Genomic DNA, 20348 nt, shown 5'->3' on the forward strand with positions numbered 1-20348 from the left:
AAAATAATATAATTGTTGTGCGGTTTGCTACTGAAAAATAATTTTTTTGATAAAAGGTCAGGTACATCTTACTCAAAGTCTAATTTTGCAACAAATCGAAACATTTTCATGATCATATTCATTAATGACAGGCCACTGAAATTTGTGGAGCAGAAAAAGTTTGACAAAAGAGATGCTGCTCGTTTTCATACTGTCGTCCAAAGACCTAAAAAGGCGAAAGGAATCACTGAATGGGTGAAAAAAGTTTTAATAACTGAAGCCAGCAATACTTATCTCATTGATTTTTTCAAGAGTATTAAGGAGATCAAAAAATTCGATTTCAAGTCAGCGACTTTTGTGGTAGACTCTATCCCTGAGGCTTATGCGGCTTTTTCAAAGCAATATAAAATAGTAGATGCCGCTGGTGGTGTAATACTTAATGATGAAGGGCAGCTTCTCATGATCTACCGACGAAAAAAGTGGGATTTACCCAAAGGGAAAGCAGACAAAGGTGAAACCATGATAGAAACCGCCGAAAGGGAGGTAGAAGAAGAATGTGGTATAACTGTCAAAGTAGAGGATGATTATTTCGTTTCCTATCATACGTATACGCATAAAAATGAACGTGTACTTAAAAGAACCTTCTGGTACAAAATGGAACTGGTATCAGATGAACACATGCAGCCTCAAATAGAAGAAGACATTGAAGATATCCGCTGGATGAACAGAAGTCAGATGCACGAGGCCCTTAAGAATAGCTTTCCTTCTATAGAACAGGTGATAGATGAAATGATATGTCAGAAATTATCCTTTAGAGTTGACTAACTACTCTTTGGTTAGCTTTTCCAGAGGATATGGCAGATAATCACTCACATCTACGCCATAGCTGTGCAGCTCACGAACTATTGTAGAACTTATAGGAGCCAAAGATGGCGAGGTGATTAAAAATACAGTCTCAAGCCCTTCTACTATCTGACGATTCACCTGAGCAATGGTGTTTTCATACTCAAAATCGGTGGTGTTTCTTAGGCCTCTTAAAAGAAAATTAGCCCCAAAATCTTTGGCGACATTGGCAGTCAGGTCATTATAATTGACCACTTTAATTCTGGGATCATCATTGAATGCGGCTTTGATCACTTTCTCCATTAGTTCTAAGGAGAAATAACGCTTTTTGGCGGGGTTAGTACCTATTCCAATAATCACCTGATCGAAAACCTTCAATCCTCTCTCTACAATATCAGCATGACCTTTGGTAAAGGGGTCAAACGAGCCTGGGAAAAACGCTATGCGTTCCATTTTATTCATTCAATAGTTTGGGTAAAGATGATTAGCTTTTTACGCTTTTCAAAAAAATACTTTTGCCCATTCTCCCTTCCGCTTTTGTTTATCTAAGTCAAATCTGACATTTTGCGTCCGAAAAACCGAACCTTATGAACATTGAAAAACACCTTTGGGGAATAGATTTAGGCGGCACCAAAATAGAGGGTATCGTTCTAGGAGCCGATAGCGGAGATATATTGATCAGAAAAAGAATTCCTACTGAAGCAGATCAAGGTTACCAGCATATTATTGGTCAAATCAAAAAACTCATCAATCAACTCAAAGATGAAACAGGTTTTAAACCAGAGGCGATCGGTTTTAGTACTCCCGGAACGCTAGACCCCGGCACCCAAACCATGAAAAACTGCAATACCACTTGCATGAATGGGCAGCCTATGAAAAAAGATCTCAAAGAGGCTCTTGGAGTACCCGTAGAATTAGCTAACGATGCCAATTGTTTCGCTTTGGCTGAGGCCAATATGGGTATAGTACCTGAGAAATATCCTGATGCTCAGGTCGTATTTGGGGTAATTATGGGTACAGGTGTAGGTGGTGCTGTGGTAGTCAATGGTAAGGTGATTGGCGGTAAACACGGCATAGGTGGTGAATGGGGACATAATGTTCTAGAAGAAGATGGTGAAGAATGCTATTGTGGCAAAAGAGGCTGTAATGAAAACGTATTTTCGGGCAAAAGCCTTGAAAAGTATTATGAAAAAATCAGCGGTGAAAAACGAAAATTGAAAGAGGTAGTAGAACGTTACAGGGCAAATTCAGACCCTCATGCCACTGCCACAATGCAAAGACTTTTCAAATCCTTTGGCAAAGCCATCCATTACATCATCAATGTTCTGGACCCTGATGTGGTAGTTTTAGGAGGCGGAGTGAGCAATATTGACGAGGTATACACTGAAGGTGTGAAAGAACTAGAGAATTATATCTTCAATCACAGGAAAGTAGAAACGGTATTTCTCAAACCTAAACTAGGTGATAGTGCAGGTGTTTTTGGTGCAGCAGAACTGGTGAGGTGATGGCTTATCAATTTCATTTTTACCCTACCCTACTTAACGAGTACAGTCGATATTTAAGAAAACCTGATGAAAACCGATTTGAGAAATTATTGAATCGGATCAATAGAATTCCTGAAAAAGACCCCGAGATCCTACAAAAGTTTGGCAAAGGAATTGGCTTTGAGAATGCAGTTCTTAAGAATAAATCAACCGATATTTCCTTTGATCTTATAGAGGAAACAAGAAGCCTTCTGCCAAGTCAGTTCAAATCCCAACAACTCGTTGGTTTTACCAAAGAGAATATACGTTTTTACGGGTACGTGGATGTTTTAGGCGACTCTCGGGTCATTGACCTCAAAACCACAAGTCGATACAGAGACGGCATGCACCATAACAACTTTCAGAATCTTTACCTGTACGCATTGAGAGACTACGGCTTTAGCACCATGGAATATATCATTTGCGATTTTGAGCAAATCCATAGCGAAGTTTACCATTTTGATGAAATTGATTTTGATCAGATGCTTGAACAAATGCTCAGCTTCAGAGACTTCCTCTTAAAACATCAGTCATTAATTACAGATCAAAAAATCATACGAAAGTCAGCCCCAAATCTTTTTGATTAAGCTTATTTCAAAACCTCTTCTATTGGTGTACCCACTGAACCCGTAGGCTCCTGTATACCAAGCAACTGAGCCAATGTAGCGGCTATATCGGAGATATGTGTTGGCTTTGCTGTGGAGCCCTGATTAACCCCGAAGCCGTACCAAAGTAACGGCACGTGCGTATCATAAGCCCACATGGTTCCGTGAGTGGTGCCCTTGGTATAACCATGAAACCAACCCGGCTCTACTAAGATCATCAGTTCGCCACTTCTTTTAGGATTATACAGGTTGCGAAGCAATTTCTGATAGAAATCAGGAATTGCATTCAGCTCGCCTTCGGCAAGATTTACGAGATTATAAATCCCTTCTTCCATGCTTAACCTTGGCTGTAGATACTCAAACACATCCTCCAGGTCTATATTTTTCTGATCTAAGGTTTCCAGGTTCAGGTAGATCTGATAGTTATCAATGGCATTGACATACTCACCTTCGCCAAACTTTGAACTTAAGAGCTCCTCTACTTTATTTTTAAACTCACTGCCTATAAACAGGCCACCTGGCATCTTGTTCTTTTTGAGAAAAGATGGAATATCTGCCACTGCGTGATCTGCCGTAAAGAAAACCGTATAGTTGCCTTCACCTAAATCTGTATCAAGAGTATTGAGTAATCTTTCAATTTCCAGATCAAGTCTAATGTAAATATCTTCGATTTCCTTTGACTGTGGTCCAAAAGAATGGCCAGCGTAATCAGGTGAAGAAAAACTAATAGCTAGCAGATCAGTGTATTTGCCTTTACCCAGATTTTCATTTTTGAAGGCTTCAAGAGCAAAATCAAGAGTTAGCGTATTTCCCCATGGTGTATAAGGAAGCGTTCGCATCGAAACCTGATGAGGGAAAACAGCCTTTGGCTCGCCAGAAAGATTATTTTCATAAGGCTGATCATCTTCCTCTGACTCTGTATAAGTTGCAATGTCGTAATAAGGCTCCCATGTCAATTCGGTGTATGACTGTGCCACATTTTTATCATTCCAGCTTTTGGCCCAGGCAGGAAACTCATCCATATAATGTGAACTGGTGATAAAATTTCCTGTAGAGGAATCATACCAATATGCTGTACCTGTATGTCCAGCGGGCATTATAGCTCCCCTGTCTTTGATAGCAACACCAATTACTTTTGAACCAAACTGAGTTGACATTCTGAGCTGGTCTGCTATAGAAGTCACTTTCAGATTTTTTGGCGACATCATGCCGGCTCTTTCAGAACCTTCTCCTACCGTACTGGCCGTGGTATCAGAGGCCACATACATAGAAGATTTACTTCCTTTTTCAAACCATTCGTTACCCACAATACCCGAAATAGCCGGGACAGAGCCAGAATACACATGAGCATGACCAGGGCCAGTCACTGTATTGGCGTAATGATATTGATTATTCTTGCAGTTGAAACCTTCATTCATCAGACGCTTGAAGCCTCCTTCACCAAACTTCTCATTGAAGCGGTTGAGGTATTCATATCGCATTTGGTCTACCACAATACCTACTACCAGCTTATTCTTTGGTTCAGTAACAGAAGTAGTTTTTTGCTGAGCAATGCATGATTGAAACGTAAGCAGAGCAATGATGAAGTATAGTTTTTTCACAATTCTTATTTTTTGCAAAAGTAATGGAATAAAAGGAAGAGTGGAAAAAGTTGATATTGATAACAAAAAGATAATTTTCAATTATTTCTGAAAATACAATCTTTTCAATCTATTTAGTTCTTTCAATAGTATATTGAATCAACTGCTTTAAAGATTCTTTATAAGGGGAATCAGGAAACTCTTTCAAAATTGTGTAGGCCTCATTTACATAAGAAATCATCACTTCCTTAGTATAGGTGATACCTCCACTGCCTTTTACAAAGTCAATAACCTCCTGAACCTTAGCTGGTTTGTTTGAATGTCTTTTAACGATATTGATGATTCTGTTCCTTGTAATTCTTCCGGTATTATTCAAAGCATAGATTAACGGTAAGGTCATCTTCTTCTCCTTGATATCGATACCCGTTGGCTTACCAATCTCTTCATCACCGTAGTCAAAAAGATCATCTTTAATCTGGAACGCCAAACCTATTTTCTCACCCAGCAGCCTAGATTTCTCAATAAACTCATCAGAAACCCCTGACGAACTGGCACCTGCGGCACAACACGAAGCTATCAACGAGGCCGTTTTCTTTCGAATGATCTCGTAATAAACCTCTTCTGAGATATTCAGCTTTCTCGCCTTTTCTATTTGAAGCAGCTCACCCTCACTCATTTCAGTCACGGACTGATTGATAATCCCAAGCAGCTGATACTCCTTGTGTTTTACACTGAGATCCAGGCCTTTAGACAATAGAAAATCACCTACTAAGACAGCTATTTTATTCTTCCAAAGAGCTTTGATGGAGAAAAAACCTCTGCGATAATCTGAATCATCCACCACATCATCATGTACTAATGAAGCCGTATGCACCAATTCTATTAAAGAAGCGGCCCTGTAAGTTGATTCTGAAATTCCACCATTGATACCTGCTGATAAAAAAACGAACATTGGCCTGATCTGCTTTCCCTTGCGATGTATAATATATCGCATGATCTGATCAAGTAACATCACATCTGTCTTCATCGAGTTCCGGAATTTCTGTTCAAATTCCTTCATCTCATGAGCGATGGGTTTCTGTATGTCCTTTATATTAATTGACATTCGAAGTTCCGTGGAGGAACAAAAGGCTACGGCGTTAGATTGCAATTTTACAACGCAAAAAATTAAATTTGCATTCGACGAAATCAATATAAATTTCGATATTTCAATAGTCCAAATTAATCTATTTAAAAGCCAATTAATTACCACTAAGAAATGAGAGCATTAGTACTAGGCGGTGGATCGCTGAAGGGAGCATGGCAGGCCGGAGCCGTACAGGCAGTTTTAGAAACCGGCTTCAAACCCGAAATGATCTACGGTATTTCTGCCGGGGCTCTGAATAGCTCTTATATGGTAAATGAAGCAGGCAAACAGTTTATTAAAAATAAATCGATCGACTGGGAGCTGGTCAATAAGAAATTGATCTCCTTTTGGATTGAAAACATTACCCGCCCAAATGATATCGGTATTTTGAAATCAAAATGGATGTTGGGTATTGACACTATTCTCAATCGTTTTGATGGACTTTTGGACACCAACCCTCTTCATGAAAAATTAAGGGAACACATCAACCTGACCAATATCCGCAGAAGCCCTGTTCATCTTAAAGTGGGTGCTGTCAATGTAAATACGGGTCAAATGCACTATGCTGACCCTATGGAGCAGCACTTTTTAGATTACCTGAGGGCTAGTAGTTCATTGCCGATTATCATGCCGGCAATACAAATAGGTGGCGATCACCGTCAGGCTTTTCTGGATGGTGGATTGAGAGAGGTAGTTCCTCTGAAAAAAGCCATTGAAGATGGGGCTACAGAAATTTATGCCATTGCTTGTCACCCCGAGCACCGTGAATTGGAACCCATCAATTACAGATCATTCTTTGCCCTTATAGAACGCATCAAAGATATCTCTGTGAACCAGTTTGAGAATAATGACATTAGCTGGGCAGAGAATTATAACGAGAATCTAATGAGCATTGCCGGATTCTCGTTGAATAAAAAGGTGACGTTAAAAGTCATCAGGCCATTAGAGCCCATCAATATTAACCTGACCAGCTTCACGACTGACGATATCAGACAAGTGATCAAAGAAGGTTATCAATACGCCTACACTCAATTAAAATAGGCGAACGTTCTTTGATAAGAATGCCCACGAAAGGGCCAGAAGAAGTACAAGACCAAAAGCGACAGTAAGGCTACTTGCTTCAGAAATAAAACCGATCAAAACGGGTCCGGCCATAAATCCACCCATGGCAAAGGTGTTCATAATCGCTAATCCATTGCTTTTGGAGACTCCAGGTACTCTGGAGGCACTTGCGTAAAGAATTGGAGCTGCACAGGATACACCTGCACCTACCATGGCAAAACCCAAAATACTGGTAGCTACATAAGGGAATAAAATAGCGATACCCAGACCAATTGCTGAAAGCAGCCCGCCATAAACCAGAACCTTATTGGCTCCTATTTTAGGAATTAGGCCATCTCCGAACAGCCTACCCAAACTCATCATAAGTGAATACCCTGCCAGACCCCATCCTACAAAATATGGACTACTCTTTACGATATCCCGCATGTAAACTGAAGTCCAGTCTGCCATGGTTCCTTCAGCAATATTGCCAAAAACACCGATGAGGATCATGATCAAAAAAGAGCCTTTTGGTAGAAAAAAGCGACTTTTAACTCCCTTTTGACCTTCATCATCTTTGATACTGAATACCGTAGGTCTGATGTAAATACCAAGAATAAAGACCAAGGTTGATACTCCAATCATATAATAACCAGGAACTGCACCCATACCTCGGGCCAGGCTTGCCAAGAGTGAACTTAACATCAGCCCCACGCTAAACATACCATGACAGGTACTCATGATATTTATTTTTTGATCTTCTTCAATACTGGTCACACCCATATTCTGAGCAATATTCGTAATAGAGATAGTAGCACCGCAGAGGTACAGACCTGGTGGCAATAGCCATATGACCGGGGCATTAATCGGTATCAGAAAAGCCAAAGCCATGGCCAAAACCCCTCCAATAGTGGTGGTTTTCATTCCTACTTTAGAAACCAACCAAGAACCCACAAGATTAGCCGTAACTGTACCAATGGGCATGCTTAGTAGAATGAGACCCAGATCTGCATCATTCAGTCCAAATCTCTCTTTTACGTAAGGTATAAACGTGGCCCAAGTGCCAAATAAAAAACCGATAGAGAAAAAAGCCGCACCAATGGCCCGACTTTGTTTATTCCTAAGAAAATCTTGAGTAAGGTGTTTCAATACGTCTATCTAAACCGTTATTTCTATTCTATTTCCTTCCGGATCAAGCACTACACTTTCGTAATAGCCATCACCCGTAGTTCTACATTCACCAGCCACTGTATAACCATCAGAACGTAGTTGATTGGTGATTCTATCCACTTCTTCTTTGGAGCCGACGGACATCGCAAAATGAGTATATCCTAACCTTTCAAAACCCGGTACAGAAAGTACATCAATTCCTGTTTTGGTCATAATCTCAAGTCTGGAACCATCGTCAAAACTTAGGAAATAGGACTCAAAGCCTTTCTTCTCATTAATGTATTTCTCATTCGCGGTAGCAGAAAAATATTGCTGATAGAAAGCTCTCATGGCTTCCAGATCTGAGCAATACAAGGCTAGATGTTCTATTTTAGGCATGAGCAAGTATTTCCTTGATATGATTCAGAGAAACATCAGCATAAGTGCTGATATAATGATCACAAGGTGGTAATTCCTCCTTGGTATGGCTGCTCATCACGCCTACTACTTTCATTCCGGCATTTATGGCAGCTGATACACCGCTGAAGCTGTCTTCAAAAACCACACAGTCTTCTGGCTGAACGCCAAGATTGTGAGCAGATTTGAGATAAACCTCAGGTTCAGGCTTATGTTTGGTTACATCTTCTGAAGCCAGAATACTTTCCATATCCTTCTCAAAACCAAGTTTACCCATGATTAAATCAAGGTTAGCACGAGGTGCAGATGTTGCTACTCCAGTCTTAAAGTCGTTCTTTTTGAGTAAGGTCAACCAATCCGGGAAACCGGCTATTGGATCCACAACATCAGCATAAATTTCACGAAACAAGCCTTCTTTCTCCTCCTCCATTTGCGTAAACTCCTCTCCTACTACAGGTCTTCCCAAAAAGTGCTTGAGGATATAGCTATTACTTTTACCAAACATATGTTCGGCAAACTCTTCATCAGTAGGGTGAAGTCCTCTTTTTTCAAAAAATACTCTAAATGCTTTTGAATGGTAGGGATTTGTATGACAAATCACTCCGTCCATATCAAAAATGACCGCTTTTTTACTCATGACGGCAAAGGTACATTTATCTCAAAACTATCTTCTGAGATATTGAGGAGTTTTTTAGCAAATGACCTCATCCGGGTCTATCAGTTTGTATATTTGCGGATTAACTCATTCGCAAGAAAGAAAGGATGCCAAAAGACGATATCAGCCTTCTAGATCCCAAAAAGTATATCATTATCAAAGGAGCTCGTGTCAATAACCTCAAAAATATTGATGTAGCCATTCAGCGAAATAAATTGACCGTCATCACAGGTTTATCAGGGAGTGGAAAGTCTTCACTAGCTTTTGATACACTTTACGCTGAAGGTCAACGCATGTACGTAGAAAGCTTAAGCTCCTATGCCCGTCAGTTTTTGGGTAGAATGGAGAAGCCTGAGGTTGATTATATCAAAGGTGTGTCACCGGCAATAGCGATTGAGCAGAGAGTAAGTACCAAAAACCCACGCTCTACTGTCGGCACCACCACTGAAATCTACGATTACCTGAAGTTGCTCTTTGCCCGAGCAGGCAAAACTTACTCACCTAAAAGTGGCGATGAGGTCAAAAAAGACACCGTTACTGATGTCTCTGATTATATCTTCTCACATGAAGAGGGTCAAAAGGTAATGATACTCTGTCCTTTGAAGATCTCTGCGGACAGAACCTTGGAAAAAGAACTTGATCTTTTACTCAAAAAGGGCTTCAACAGAATAGCCAGAAATGGTGAAATAGCTCAAATAGAAGAAACGCTGGAACAAAAGGATTTCAAAGACACAGATACAATTGAGATTCTGATTGATAGAGCTGTCGTCCGATTTGATGATAAAGGAGAGGCCGATGAAGACACGCTCTACCGTATCTCAGATTCTATCCAAACTGCCTTCTTTGAAGGTCAGGGAGACTGCCACATTGAGATTCTTGGAATTGAGAAAAAAGCCTTCTCAGACCGTTTTGAAGCCAATGGAATCTTGTTTGAAGAACCATCTGTTAATCTTTTTACCTTCAATAACCCCTATGGTGCTTGTAAACGCTGCGATGGTTTTGGAAAAGTGCTTGGTATAGATGAAGATCTGGTTATTCCTGATAAAGAGTTATCGATTTTTGAAGGTGCCATAGCACCCTGGAGGTCAGAAAGAATGAGTGAATGGCTGGCTCCTTTGATAAAAAATGGAATCCGTTTCGACTTCCCTATTCACAGATCGTATAAAGATTTAACAGAAGAGCAGAAACGTCTCGTTTGGGAGGGAAATGAATATTTTGCTGGTCTTGATGCGTTTTTTAAAGATCTGGAGAAACAGACCTACAAGGTTCAGTACAGAGTTATGCTTAGCCGATACAGGGGTAGAACTGTATGTCCCGAATGCAGAGGCACCAGGTTAAGAAAAGATGCCTCCTATGTTAAGATCAATGGTTATTCAATCACAGATCTGGTTTTAATGCCGGTCAAAAAAGCTCGGGTATTTTTTGAAGAATTAACCCTGGAAGCACAACAAGAAAAAATCAGTAAACGTATTCTGTTAGAAGTTAAAAACAGACTGGAATACCTGGATAGAGTAGGTTTAGGGTATTTAACCTTAAACAGACTAACTTCTACACTTTCCGGTGGTGAGTTTCAGCGTATAAAGCTTGCCACTTCCTTAGGCTCAGCCTTGGTAGGTAGTATGTATATTTTGGATGAGCCAAGCATTGGCCTTCATCCTCGTGATACGCAGAAACTGGTTTCGGTTCTCGAGTCACTTCGAGATATTGGAAATTCAGTTATCGTAGTAGAACATGAAGAGGAAGTGATGGAAGCTGCAGATGAGATCATAGACATTGGACCCAATGCGGGCAATCTTGGTGGTGAACTCATTTTCCAGGGGAATAAAGAGGATATTTTGAATGCCAAAAATGGTCAGACTTCACATACCGTTCGTTTTCTGAATGGAGATGATAAAATTGAAGTGCCTTCACAAAGAAGAAAGCCAATCGACTTCATTAAACTCACGGGAGCCAATGAAAACAATCTTCAAAACGTAGATGTCAAGTTCCCATTAGGCGTACTTACCGTTGTGACGGGTGTTAGTGGCTCTGGTAAATCGACATTAGTTCGTAAAATCCTTTATCCTGCTCTTGCCAAACTCAAAGGTGAATACTCCCAGGATTCTGGTAAATACAAGGAATTAACGGGAAGCTTGAGTAGAATAGACCGGGTAGAAATGGTGGATCAAAACCCGATTGGCAAAAGCAGTAGGTCCAACCCGGTAACGTATATCAAGGCCTACGATGCCATAAGAGCCCTTATGGCTGATCAGCCTCTGGCAAAACAAAGGGACTACAAACCAGCGTTCTTCTCATTTAATGTAGATGGTGGACGCTGTGAGGCATGTGCAGGCGAGGGTGAGCAGACCATAGAAATGCAGTTTATGGCGGATGTTAAGCTAACTTGTGAAAGCTGTAAAGGCAAACGCTTTAAGCAAGAAGTGCTGGAGGTCAAATACCACGAAAAGGACATCTCTGATATTCTGGATATGACCATTGATGAGGCCTTGGATTTCTTTAAAGACAAACAACAAAAGCTTTATGAGAAGCTATTGCCTTTACAGGAAGTAGGGCTAGGTTATATCAGATTGGGACAATCCTCAAATACCTTGTCTGGTGGAGAAGCTCAACGTGTAAAGCTGGCATTCTTCCTTGGTAAAGGTAACTCTGATAAGGGTAAGACCTTATTTATTTTTGACGAACCAACAACTGGGCTCCACTTTCATGATATTCAAAAATTATTGAAAGCTCTGAATGATTTGATAGAGCAAGGCGATTCTGTTCTTATTATTGAACATAATATGGAAGTCATCAAGTCGGCCGATTGGATTATTGACTTGGGACCCGAAGGTGGTGAAGAAGGTGGAAACATCTGTTTCGAGGGTAATCCTGAAGACATGTCAAAATTGGAAAACAACTACACAGCGTCATTCTTAAAAGAAAAGTTATAAATCAATTAGTAAGAATTAAGAACATTAAGAACTATTCAAATCTAAGCTCTATTGACTATGCATAAGGCTCTAATTCTTCTGATACTTATTGTTTCTGCTTGTACTCCTCAAAAAGAAGCAGAGTTTGAAAGTCGACTTGATTGGCTTCAGGGAGAATGGGTTAGAACGAATGATCAAGAGGGCAGAGAGACTTTTGAAAATTGGCAAAAAGATACTCTCGGCTATAAAGGATTAGGGTTTACTTTGGCAGGTGGTGATACCGTATTCAAAGAAATCATGTCGATAGAACCTTCGGATTCATTGTGGATTTTAAAAGTAAGTGGAGTGAACAAAACTCCCACAATATTCACTTTAACCCAAATGGATTCAACCTCATTTACCGCCATAAACCCCAAACACGACTTCCCAAAAAAGATAGCCTATGTTAAATCTGCTGAAGGTTTCAAAGCAGAAGTCTCGGCAGATTCAATGAAAATTGAATTTGACTTTATCCGAATATGAGGGTACTTCTAAAACAACAGAAGATCTATTCGAATATTGCTACATTTGAATAAGACTCATTTTCAGTAGGTGAAAACTCCATTGTTCTTTAAGCTTATTCTAATGATGGCTCTCGGCTTGAGACTGATCTATGCCGCCAGAAAAAAGAAGGCTCCAAAACCTATTCCTTACAAAAAGCTAGAAGACTTTTCTGAAGATACTTTCTATGTAAATTTAGAGGAATTATATACTGATAAACCTCCTGGAGAACAACTCAAATACATTTACAGAAAATATGTAAGGGGACAAATGGACTCCAAATCCAAGGTTTTGGTTTTCTTGGCTATTGAGCTGCGGAAGTCCCAAAAGAAAGGAAGTCTTTTTCGATTTATATGGCATAGAAACGAATGGTTGGTAACATTCTATCAATCATTGCATATGCTCAATTTGACTTCTGACGCTCATAATTTAGATCTTGCCATTGAGGAATTGACAGGACTGAAGCTCTCAGAGACTGCTGTAAATGAGTTAACTCCCGATTCACTATTCCCTAATGTAGAACGAGAAACACCATTATGGAGCAGATTTGAAAAGAACTTCAACCTTAGTCAATTTGAAAATACTGTTTTGAAAATAATTTTAACAACACCTGATAAATGATAGACGCCCATCAGCATTTTTGGACATACTCAAAAGAAGAATTCTCGTGGATTGACGGTTCCATGTCAGCTATACAACGTGACTTCCTGCCTAATGATTTGGCTCAAGTTTATCAAAAACATAAGGTTGACGGATCTGTGCTTATTCAGGTCAATCAAAACGAAGAGGAGAATGAAGTTTTTCATGATTATGCCGTTAATCATGATTTCATAAAAGGTACAGTAGGTTGGGTAGATTTCAAGTCTGAGAATCTCAGTGAGAGATTAGCCTATTATCAGTCAAAACCTCTTTTAAAAGGCTTTAGACACATCGTTCAAGGAGAATCAGACGATTTCCTTCTTGACCCTCTATTCACAAAAGGGGTACAACAATTGGAGAAGCTAGGCTACACCTATGATATTCTGATTTTTGAACGTCAACTTAAAGCGGCTTTGACCTTTATCAAAGCTCTTCCTGAGAACAAGCTTATTATCGATCATATCGCTAAACCGGATATTAAAAACCAATCAATAGACAGCTGGAAATTCTACATGAAGACTATTGCCCAACAGTCAAATGTATCTGTAAAAGTAAGCGGTATGGTTACTGAGGCTGATTATACGGGCTGGAAGCCTGAAGACTTCACCGAATACTTGGATCACCTCTTAGAGAGTTTTGGTCCGGAGAAACTCGTTTATGGCTCTGACTGGCCTGTCTGCCTGGTAGCGGCTTCCTATGAGCAACAGCTTCAGATAGTACAAGAGTACTTCTCAAAACTAAGCCATCATGAGCAACACATGATATTTCATCAAAATGCCGTAAACTTCTATGGCCTGTAAACAAAAAAAGGCGACTCGAATGAGTCGCCTTTTAAGCCATATCTAAATTTCCTTATCTGTTAAGAATCAGTTTCTCTGTAAGAACATCGTCACCATTGATTACTCTTACTGTTAATTCAGTAGTAACAAGGCTACTTGGTAGTTCGTATACTTTTCTTAATTCAGCTACTCTACCTTCCATGCTCAATACCACACGACCATCCTGGTTTGTAACATCTATCATCACATCGTCAGTATCGTTCATACCAGCTAGTTTCAGATTAAATGCACCTTGAGTAGGGTTAGGCCATACACCAATATCTTTTTGAACAAACTTACCTCTACCAGAAGTAAATCTTACTCCTTTGTCCAAGCCTGTGGCTTTATTCAATGTTCTGTTCTCTGCTAAAGTCCAAGTGCTTCTTTTCAAGTAAGCTACATTGTCTTCGTAAGTATTGATCAATTTAACATCAGCAGCTTCTTCTTCGTTATCGCTTTTAAGAACCCAGTATTCCTGATGGTTGATTGACTCCACGCCATTTGCCAATTGACCTGAGAATTCTGTTGGGTTTTGAGAAACGTATGCAGCACTCAGATTACTTCTTTTTTGGCTATTTGCCTTAAAGCCTCTGTAATTGCTACCGTCTCCTAATGGAAACTCAAACTGATCTGCTTCTACTTTCGTTACGGTTCCCACCGAGTGAGAGTAGTCAGAAGCTCCGTAGTGGTTTGCTGCAGCAGCAAATACTAACGGGTTAGTTTCAGAAGATGAAACAACACCCTGGTTATAATTAATTTCTTGTCCAATGATCATTGGCGTTGAAAGCTCTACGTCATTTTCGATCGTTGCCTTCGCCAATTGTACATTTTGAGTACCCTTTACCTCTTGTTTGGTATAACCATCAAAGGTTACATTACCTTCAGAACGAATATCCCCTTCGTTGGTCAAATTTTGACGAAGATGTAGATCACCTTTGTTGATCAGCTCACCTTTGTTTTCAAAATCTTGCCCTACACTTAGGATAGCACCTTCTGAGACATAAATTTTAGTTGAACTCACTACCTGTGCTGAAGCCGTGGCAGCAAGTGCAGCAAATGATAAGGTATAGATTACTTTTTTCATATGACGTGACGTGTATTTATGTTTGCTGATCTAAAAGTACTCAGACTATTTCAGATAAGGAAACCGTAAATTTCTTTTTTATTAAATGGCTTTAGGCCTTTTCTGTCTTAAATCTACAAATATCATACCTATTTGTACGCCTTATTTTATCAACTCCATCGACCTCAACCAATCCTCTAATCGGGCGGGCCAGGTTCTGACAGGTCCCTCAAGATTTTGAGCTAATCCAAAGCCATGCCCACCTTCTGCATACAAATGTAATTCTGCCGGGACATCGTATTTCCTTAATGCTTTGACGTACTCCAGACTATTCTCTACTTTGATAGGGTCATCAAAAGCGTGAATCAAGAATGTTGGGGGAGTATTTTCGGCTACCTGAAGTTCGTTAGAATAGTGAGTAATTTCATCAATTCCCAGCTCAGGCCCTATCAGGTTTTCTCTTGAACCATGATGAACATATTTATCGTTAAAAGACACCACAGGATACATCAAAATACTGTAATCTGGCCTAACACTCACTTTTTTGTCTGTTATTTCTCCAACCTGTTTCGTAAAATGTGTAGATGCTGTGGCAGCCAAATGCCCACCAGCCGAAAAGCCCATAATGCCAATTTGGCTCGGATCCAAGCCGAATTCTTTGGCTTTACCTCTAACTATTCTGAAGGCCTGCTGTGCATCTTGGAGAGGTCTGATTTCCTTTTGAGAAAAAAGTTCTGCCTGAGGTAACCTGTATTTCAAAACAAAGGCAGTAATTCCTCTCTCCGCAAACCATTCGGCTACTGCCGTCCCTTCTTTATTAAATGCCAAAATATAGTAACCTCCACCCGGACAAATAATAATAGAAGCTCCTGTGGCTTTTTCTTTAGAAGGTTTGTAGACCGTTAGTGTGGGCTCCGTAATATTTCGGAGTCTGATGACCCCGTCATCTTTGTCACTAACATTGGCTTCTTCTACGCTGATCTCAGATTTTAGACCAGGAACACCTGACGGATATAACTTAATGACTTCCTGGGTAAAGGCAATTTGTGAAGCTATCATAAGCATCAATAAGGCTAACTTTTTCATTGAGGGTTGAATTGTTTCTATCAAACCCCAAAATAGTAATTCCTAACTGCTTATTCTAGAATTGGCTCGGCAGCAATATCCAATACTTTGAACTCCGTACGTCTATTGACCTGATGCTCCTCCTCAGTTTTGGCGTTTTCAATGATTAGTTCTCTTTCACCATAGCCCTGAGCCACCAATCTGGATCGCTCAATACCACGGCTGATGATGTATTCAATTGCAGAATCGGCTCTTCTTTGCGAAAGCCTAAAATTGTACATATCTGTACCACGAACATCAGTATGAGACCCCAACTCGATTTTTAATTTTGGATTATCTAAAAGAATCTGGACCAATTTATCCAGTTCTACAGCGGCATCAGCTCTAATGTCAGCCTTATCAAGATCATAATAGATATTTTCGAGAACAAAAGTCTTTCCAATGAAGACTTTATCCATTTCAATGGTTGTTTTGAAGGTCGTATCTGTAACAGCTTCTCTCAAGAGAATTTGAGGAATCGTTCTTCCATACATACTAAAGCCTTCTCTCTTTGTCAGATACTCATCTCGCTCAACAATGATCAGATAATCTGTATCTTCCTCCATATCTACAGGGCCAAACTCACCAGATTCGTTGGTCTTCAATTCTGAAAATAACTCTTGAAAACCACCTTCTATTTTGTAAACGTCTACATCAGCAAGTGTGAGAGCCTCTTTAGTTTCCTCATCTACCACTTTACCTTCCAGGAAGTAATTGACCACCTTAATTTCAGGCTCTTCATCTTCACCAGAGCCATTTTCTCCATTTTCAGGATCTCCTTCATTTTGGGTAATGAGCTCCTCTTCAGGTGGTGCCTGATAAAAATAGATGTCATCGTCCCCCTGTCCACCTCGTCGGTTTGAGGCAAAAAACATATTCCCGTGTTCATCAATACTTAAACCAAAGTCATCCTTTGAAGAATTATACGGAAGACCCATGTTCTCAACGGCAATTTTACCCGCCTTTCTTACAGCCACAAACAAGTCTAATTTTCCTAAACCCGGATGCCCATCAGAAGCAAAATATAATTTACCGTCACTTGAAACATAAGGGAACATTTCATTACCAGGGGTATTCAATGCCTTTCCCATATTGGCTGGGTTACCAAACCTGCCGGAAGCATCCATATTCACTCTGTACAGGTCAATTCCACCTGAACCACCTGGTCTGTTAGATGCGAAATATATGGTTCTGCCATCACCAGAGAAAGCTGGTGAACCGTCCCAGCTTGCAGAATCTGAGGCAGAGACTAATTGAGGTTCAGTCCAGTTGCCTGCAGGTAGCTTACGACTGATATATAAATCAACATCCGGTGATAGATCTTTTCTCTTACCACTATTACTACGAGCAAAAACAACGACTCTTCCATCAGGAGAAAATGCAGGACTACCTTCGTTTCTTTCGGGGTCAAAAATCTCAGAACTAAACTTCTGCACTTCGCCCACAGACGTCAAATCACTGTTTACAGGGGCAGTGTAAATCCCTAAGAAAGGTAGACCGTTTGAATAAATTTTATCTTTTCTAGAGGAAGTAAAAACGAGCTGACCATTATAGACGAAAGGAGAAAACTCAGAACCCTCGGTATTCACTTCTTTTAAGTTTCTGAAATTACGTTCATCTTCTTTTTCACGAATGAGATCAACAATCTGTAGCGTACTCAATTCGCGATTTGCCCACTCTATGTATACTTTATTATCAGATTTTAACTCCACATACTTCTGAAATTGTTCTCTGGCTTCAGCGTATTGCTCATTGGTCTTTAGGGCATATGCGTAATGAAAAACAGCGTCAGGTTCCTGAACTCCTAATTCTAAAGCCTTCTGGTAGTAAGCCAGAGACTCCACCCATCTGTTTGAAAGTCTGTAGGCTTCGGCAATAGTGTAATTCAATTTCAGCTCTTGAGAAGGATCGATTTCTTCAACCTTCAATAAATCCTGAAGAGCGATATCGTAAAACCCTTTATCAAAACTCGCCAGACCTTTTTTATAAGACTGAAGTTGAGCAAAAACGTCATTGCTAAGCAAAAGACACATCAACACGAAAAGTAAAGGAGTGGTGTATTTTCTCATTTGAAGGTTTAAAGCTTCTGAATAAAAAGGTTTCTTGATCAAATATAAAAACGTTTTTGACCTGTAACTATTGCTGACGTTCATATTACGTTGTGAATCGACATTCAGTTTCAATTAAATGCTTTTAGCAATACCCGAAACCACTTCATCATGATCTGATGTTTATGTATTATTGTAAAAACTCAAACTGAATGGCGTTTAAGCTCACATCTCAATTCAAACCCACCGGTGACCAACCTGCTGCAATTGAACAATTGGTTCAAGGTATTCAAGCTGGCGAAAAGAATCAGGTACTCCTGGGGGTAACAGGCTCTGGTAAAACATTTACCATAGCCAATATGATTGAAAAACTGGACAGACCTGTCTTAATTTTAAGTCATAACAAGACTCTGGCCGCCCAGTTGTATGGTGAGTTTAAGCAGTTTTTCCCTGAGAATGCCGTTGAATACTTTATCTCGTATTACGACTATTACCAACCGGAAGCCTTCATTTCAAGTACCAACACCTACATTGAGAAAGACCTGCAAATCAATCAGGAGATAGATAAACTCAGGCTGGCTACAGTTTCATCTCTGATGTCTGGCAGAAGAGATGTCATAGTGGTGGCTTCAGTTTCTTGTATCTATGGTGCTGGTAATCCTGAAGAATTCAGAAAGTCAGTCGTGAGGGCTGTAAAAGGAGACACCATCAGCAGAAATCAGTTCTTACATAGTTTGGTAGAGATTCTTTATTCCAGAACAGAAATTGAGTTTAGCAGAGGGACGTTCAGAGTGAAGGGTGACACTGTAGATATCTTCCCGGGTTATGCAGATTATGCCTATCGTGTAATTTTTTGGGGTGATGAAATAGAAGAGATTCAACGAATTGAGCCACAGAGTGGCAAAAAAATGGAAGACCTCAAAAACATTGTGGTTTTCCCGGCTAACCTTTTTGTGACCGGTAAAGATGTCATGCATCAGTCGATCAAGGAAATTCAGGATGATCTGGTCAAACAAATCAAGTATTTTGAAAACGAAGGTAGACCAACTGAAGCTGAGCGAATTCAAGAACGAACAGAGTTTGATCTGGAAATGATGCGTGAGCTTGGCTATTGCAGCGGCATTGAAAACTACTCAAGGTATTTTGACAGAAGAGAGCCAGGTCAAAGACCATTCTGTTTGCTCGATTACTTCCCGGAAGACTATCTGCTGATCGTAGATGAAAGTCACGTGACCATGCCGCAGTTAAGAGCAATGTATGGTGGAGACCGCTCCCGAAAAACCAATCTGGTGGAGTATGGTTTCAGGCTGCCTTCTGCTATGGATAACAGACCTTTGAAATTCAATGAGTTTGAAGAGCTTGCAGGGCAAACAGTTTATGTATCTGCCACACCGGCAGACTACGAAATAGGGAGATCTGAAGGTGTAGTAGTAGAGCAGATCATTCGTCCTACAGGACTTCTTGACCCAGAAATAGATGTAAGGCCGAGCCTCAATCAAATCGATAATTTACTCGATGAAATTGACAGCAGAATTAAGAAAAATGAACGTGTCCTGATTACCACGCTAACCAAAAGAATGGCTGAAGAACTCAGCAAATACCTGGATCGTGTAGGTATCAAAGGAAGGTACATTCACTCAGAGGTGAAAGCTCTTGACAGGGTTGAAATTCTAAGACAATTAAGACTTGGTGAGTTTGATGTGTTAGTAGGTGTAAACTTATTGAGGGAAGGTCTCGACTTGCCAGAAGTGTCTCTGGTGGCCATCATGGACGCTGATAAAGAGGGCTTCTTAAGAGACATTCGTTCTTTGATTCAGACCATTGGTAGGGCTGCTCGTAATTCCAATGGGAAAGTAATCATGTATGCTGATAAGATAACCAAATCTATGCAGCACGCTATAGACGAAACCCAAAGAAGAAGGGCGATACAGATGGAGTATAATGAGGAACATGGTATTACGCCTACCACTATTCTCAAAAGCAAAGAGGCGATTCTGGAGCAAACTTCGGTGGCAGATTCTAAACCAACCACTAAGGGCTACTATGTGGAGCCGGAAGAGTATAATATCGCTGCAGATCCGGTAACAGCATACCTGTCAACCGACCAACTGAAAAAGCTGGTTAAGGACACCAAGACTAAAATGGAAGAAGCTGCAATGGAGCTCGATTTCCTTCAGGCAGCCAGATACAGAGATGAATTAAAACAACTGGAAGAAAGATTAAAGAAGGAAGAAGCGAAAGTTTAGTTCTTCTTAACAGTAGATAAAAAGAAAGGCGACTCGTTTGAGTCGCCTTTCTTTTTGTTATCA

18 protein-coding genes are annotated in these 20348 nt (G+C 40.2%); 9 read left to right on the forward strand and 9 right to left on the reverse strand.

What is annotated here, in order from left to right; genetic code table 11:
• The first annotated feature begins 108 nt into the window (after positions 1 to 108).
• Positions 109 to 804: an NUDIX hydrolase gene (locus ACUXV0_RS06215; RefSeq protein ID WP_446192206.1), complete on the forward strand. Its 696-nt coding sequence runs from the start codon at positions 109 to 111 to the stop codon at positions 802 to 804.
• On the opposite strand, the gene coaD is transcribed toward ACUXV0_RS06215, so the two are convergent.
• Positions 805 to 1275, reverse strand: a complete 471-nt coding sequence (gene coaD / locus ACUXV0_RS06220; protein ID WP_446192207.1) for a pantetheine-phosphate adenylyltransferase — start codon at positions 1273 to 1275, stop codon at positions 805 to 807.
• 134 nt (positions 1276 to 1409) lie between these two features.
• Here coaD and ACUXV0_RS06225 point away from each other — a divergent pair, with 134 nt between their 5' ends.
• Positions 1410 to 2327: an ROK family protein gene (locus tag ACUXV0_RS06225; RefSeq protein ID WP_446192208.1), complete on the forward strand. Its 918-nt coding sequence runs from the start codon at positions 1410 to 1412 to the stop codon at positions 2325 to 2327.
• Positions 2327 to 2932, forward strand: coding sequence for a hypothetical protein (locus ACUXV0_RS06230; RefSeq protein ID WP_446192209.1), 606 nt, complete (start codon positions 2327 to 2329; stop codon positions 2930 to 2932). The genes ACUXV0_RS06225 and ACUXV0_RS06230 overlap by 1 nt, the downstream gene beginning before the upstream one ends.
• A gap of 2 nt (positions 2933 to 2934) precedes the next feature.
• Here ACUXV0_RS06230 and pafA read toward each other — a convergent pair whose 3' ends face one another.
• A complete protein-coding gene (gene pafA / locus ACUXV0_RS06235; RefSeq protein WP_446192210.1) occupies positions 2935 to 4551 on the reverse strand; it encodes an alkaline phosphatase PafA in 1617 nt (538 codons plus the stop codon).
• Between the two features lie 109 nt (positions 4552 to 4660).
• Entirely contained in the window at positions 4661 to 5635 is a 975-nt protein-coding gene (locus tag ACUXV0_RS06240; protein ID WP_446192211.1) for a polyprenyl synthetase family protein, read from the reverse strand.
• Positions 5636 to 5788: 153 nt separating this feature from the next.
• On the opposite strand from ACUXV0_RS06240, the gene ACUXV0_RS06245 reads away from it, so the two are divergent.
• On the forward strand, positions 5789 to 6697 hold the full coding sequence (locus tag ACUXV0_RS06245; protein ID WP_446192212.1) for a patatin-like phospholipase family protein: 909 nt from the start codon (positions 5789 to 5791) through the stop codon (positions 6695 to 6697).
• On the opposite strand, the gene ACUXV0_RS06250 is transcribed toward ACUXV0_RS06245, so the two are convergent.
• The 3 genes from ACUXV0_RS06250 to ACUXV0_RS06260 are packed head-to-tail and all read right to left on the reverse strand — an operon-like array spanning position 6689 to position 8900.
• Positions 6689 to 7846, reverse strand: coding sequence for an MFS transporter (locus tag ACUXV0_RS06250; RefSeq protein WP_446192213.1), 1158 nt, complete (start codon positions 7844 to 7846; stop codon positions 6689 to 6691). The two genes, ACUXV0_RS06245 and ACUXV0_RS06250, sit on opposite strands and share 9 nt — an antisense overlap.
• A gap of 9 nt (positions 7847 to 7855) precedes the next feature.
• The gene (locus tag ACUXV0_RS06255; RefSeq protein ID WP_446192214.1) at positions 7856 to 8245 is read right to left on the reverse strand and encodes a VOC family protein; all 390 of its coding nucleotides are present in this window, start codon (positions 8243 to 8245) and stop codon (positions 7856 to 7858) included.
• The gene (locus ACUXV0_RS06260; protein ID WP_446192215.1) at positions 8238 to 8900 is read right to left on the reverse strand and encodes an HAD family hydrolase; all 663 of its coding nucleotides are present in this window, start codon (positions 8898 to 8900) and stop codon (positions 8238 to 8240) included. The genes ACUXV0_RS06255 and ACUXV0_RS06260 overlap by 8 nt, the downstream gene beginning before the upstream one ends.
• A 125-nt stretch (positions 8901 to 9025) precedes the next feature.
• On the opposite strand from ACUXV0_RS06260, the gene uvrA reads away from it, so the two are divergent.
• The 4 genes from uvrA to ACUXV0_RS06280 all read left to right on the forward strand — a co-directional run bounded on the left by uvrA (position 9026) and on the right by ACUXV0_RS06280 (position 13806).
• Entirely contained in the window at positions 9026 to 11848 is a 2823-nt protein-coding gene (gene uvrA / locus ACUXV0_RS06265; RefSeq protein ID WP_446192216.1) for an excinuclease ABC subunit UvrA, read from the forward strand.
• 57 nt (positions 11849 to 11905) lie between these two features.
• Entirely contained in the window at positions 11906 to 12349 is a 444-nt protein-coding gene (locus ACUXV0_RS06270) for a DUF6265 family protein (RefSeq protein WP_446192217.1), read from the forward strand.
• A 69-nt stretch (positions 12350 to 12418) separates the two neighbouring features.
• Positions 12419 to 12988, forward strand: a complete 570-nt coding sequence (locus tag ACUXV0_RS06275) for a hypothetical protein (protein WP_446192218.1) — start codon at positions 12419 to 12421, stop codon at positions 12986 to 12988.
• On the forward strand, positions 12985 to 13806 hold the full coding sequence (locus ACUXV0_RS06280; RefSeq protein ID WP_446192219.1) for an amidohydrolase family protein: 822 nt from the start codon (positions 12985 to 12987) through the stop codon (positions 13804 to 13806). The genes ACUXV0_RS06275 and ACUXV0_RS06280 overlap by 4 nt, the downstream gene beginning before the upstream one ends.
• 52 nt (positions 13807 to 13858) lie before the next feature.
• Here the strand turns inward: ACUXV0_RS06280 and ACUXV0_RS06285 are convergent, their stop codons facing one another.
• From ACUXV0_RS06285 to ACUXV0_RS06295, 3 genes are all read right to left on the reverse strand, one after another.
• Positions 13859 to 14908: a hypothetical protein gene (locus ACUXV0_RS06285; RefSeq protein ID WP_446192220.1), complete on the reverse strand. Its 1050-nt coding sequence runs from the start codon at positions 14906 to 14908 to the stop codon at positions 13859 to 13861.
• Between the two features lie 141 nt (positions 14909 to 15049).
• Positions 15050 to 15973 (reverse strand): alpha/beta hydrolase, encoded by a 924-nt coding sequence (locus ACUXV0_RS06290; RefSeq protein ID WP_446192221.1) that lies wholly within the window; start codon positions 15971 to 15973, stop codon positions 15050 to 15052.
• Between the two features lie 50 nt (positions 15974 to 16023).
• Positions 16024 to 18060 carry an OmpA family protein gene (locus ACUXV0_RS06295; RefSeq protein ID WP_446192222.1) on the reverse strand — a complete coding sequence of 679 codons (2037 nt, stop codon included), beginning with the start codon at positions 18058 to 18060 and terminating at the stop codon, positions 16024 to 16026.
• A gap of 191 nt (positions 18061 to 18251) precedes the next feature.
• On the opposite strand from ACUXV0_RS06295, the gene uvrB reads away from it, so the two are divergent.
• The gene (gene uvrB / locus ACUXV0_RS06300) at positions 18252 to 20285 is read left to right on the forward strand and encodes an excinuclease ABC subunit UvrB (RefSeq protein ID WP_446192223.1); all 2034 of its coding nucleotides are present in this window, start codon (positions 18252 to 18254) and stop codon (positions 20283 to 20285) included.
• The last annotated feature ends 63 nt before the right edge of the window (positions 20286 to 20348 follow it).

The sequence above is a fragment of the Jiulongibacter sp. NS-SX5 genome (assembly GCF_052828545.1).

Coding starts and splice junctions, on each gene's coding strand:
- ACUXV0_RS06295 (WP_446192222.1), bottom strand. CDS start 18,060: ATGAGAAAATACACCACTCCTTTACTTTTCGTGTTGATGTGTCTTTTG.
- ACUXV0_RS06240 (WP_446192211.1), bottom strand. CDS start 5,635: ATGTCAATTAATATAAAGGACATACAGAAACCCATCGCTCATGAGATG.
- ACUXV0_RS06285 (WP_446192220.1), bottom strand. CDS start 14,908: ATGAAAAAAGTAATCTATACCTTATCATTTGCTGCACTTGCTGCCACG.
- ACUXV0_RS06260 (WP_446192215.1), bottom strand. CDS start 8,900: ATGAGTAAAAAAGCGGTCATTTTTGATATGGACGGAGTGATTTGTCAT.
- coaD (WP_446192207.1), bottom strand. CDS start 1,275: ATGGAACGCATAGCGTTTTTCCCAGGCTCGTTTGACCCCTTTACCAAA.
- uvrB (WP_446192223.1), top strand. CDS start 18,252: ATGGCGTTTAAGCTCACATCTCAATTCAAACCCACCGGTGACCAACCT.
- uvrA (WP_446192216.1), top strand. CDS start 9,026: ATGCCAAAAGACGATATCAGCCTTCTAGATCCCAAAAAGTATATCATT.
- ACUXV0_RS06245 (WP_446192212.1), top strand. CDS start 5,789: ATGAGAGCATTAGTACTAGGCGGTGGATCGCTGAAGGGAGCATGGCAG.
- ACUXV0_RS06270 (WP_446192217.1), top strand. CDS start 11,906: ATGCATAAGGCTCTAATTCTTCTGATACTTATTGTTTCTGCTTGTACT.
- ACUXV0_RS06215 (WP_446192206.1), top strand. CDS start 109: ATGATCATATTCATTAATGACAGGCCACTGAAATTTGTGGAGCAGAAA.
- ACUXV0_RS06225 (WP_446192208.1), top strand. CDS start 1,410: ATGAACATTGAAAAACACCTTTGGGGAATAGATTTAGGCGGCACCAAA.
- ACUXV0_RS06290 (WP_446192221.1), bottom strand. CDS start 15,973: ATGAAAAAGTTAGCCTTATTGATGCTTATGATAGCTTCACAAATTGCC.
- ACUXV0_RS06230 (WP_446192209.1), top strand. CDS start 2,327: ATGGCTTATCAATTTCATTTTTACCCTACCCTACTTAACGAGTACAGT.
- ACUXV0_RS06280 (WP_446192219.1), top strand. CDS start 12,985: ATGATAGACGCCCATCAGCATTTTTGGACATACTCAAAAGAAGAATTC.
- ACUXV0_RS06255 (WP_446192214.1), bottom strand. CDS start 8,245: ATGCCTAAAATAGAACATCTAGCCTTGTATTGCTCAGATCTGGAAGCC.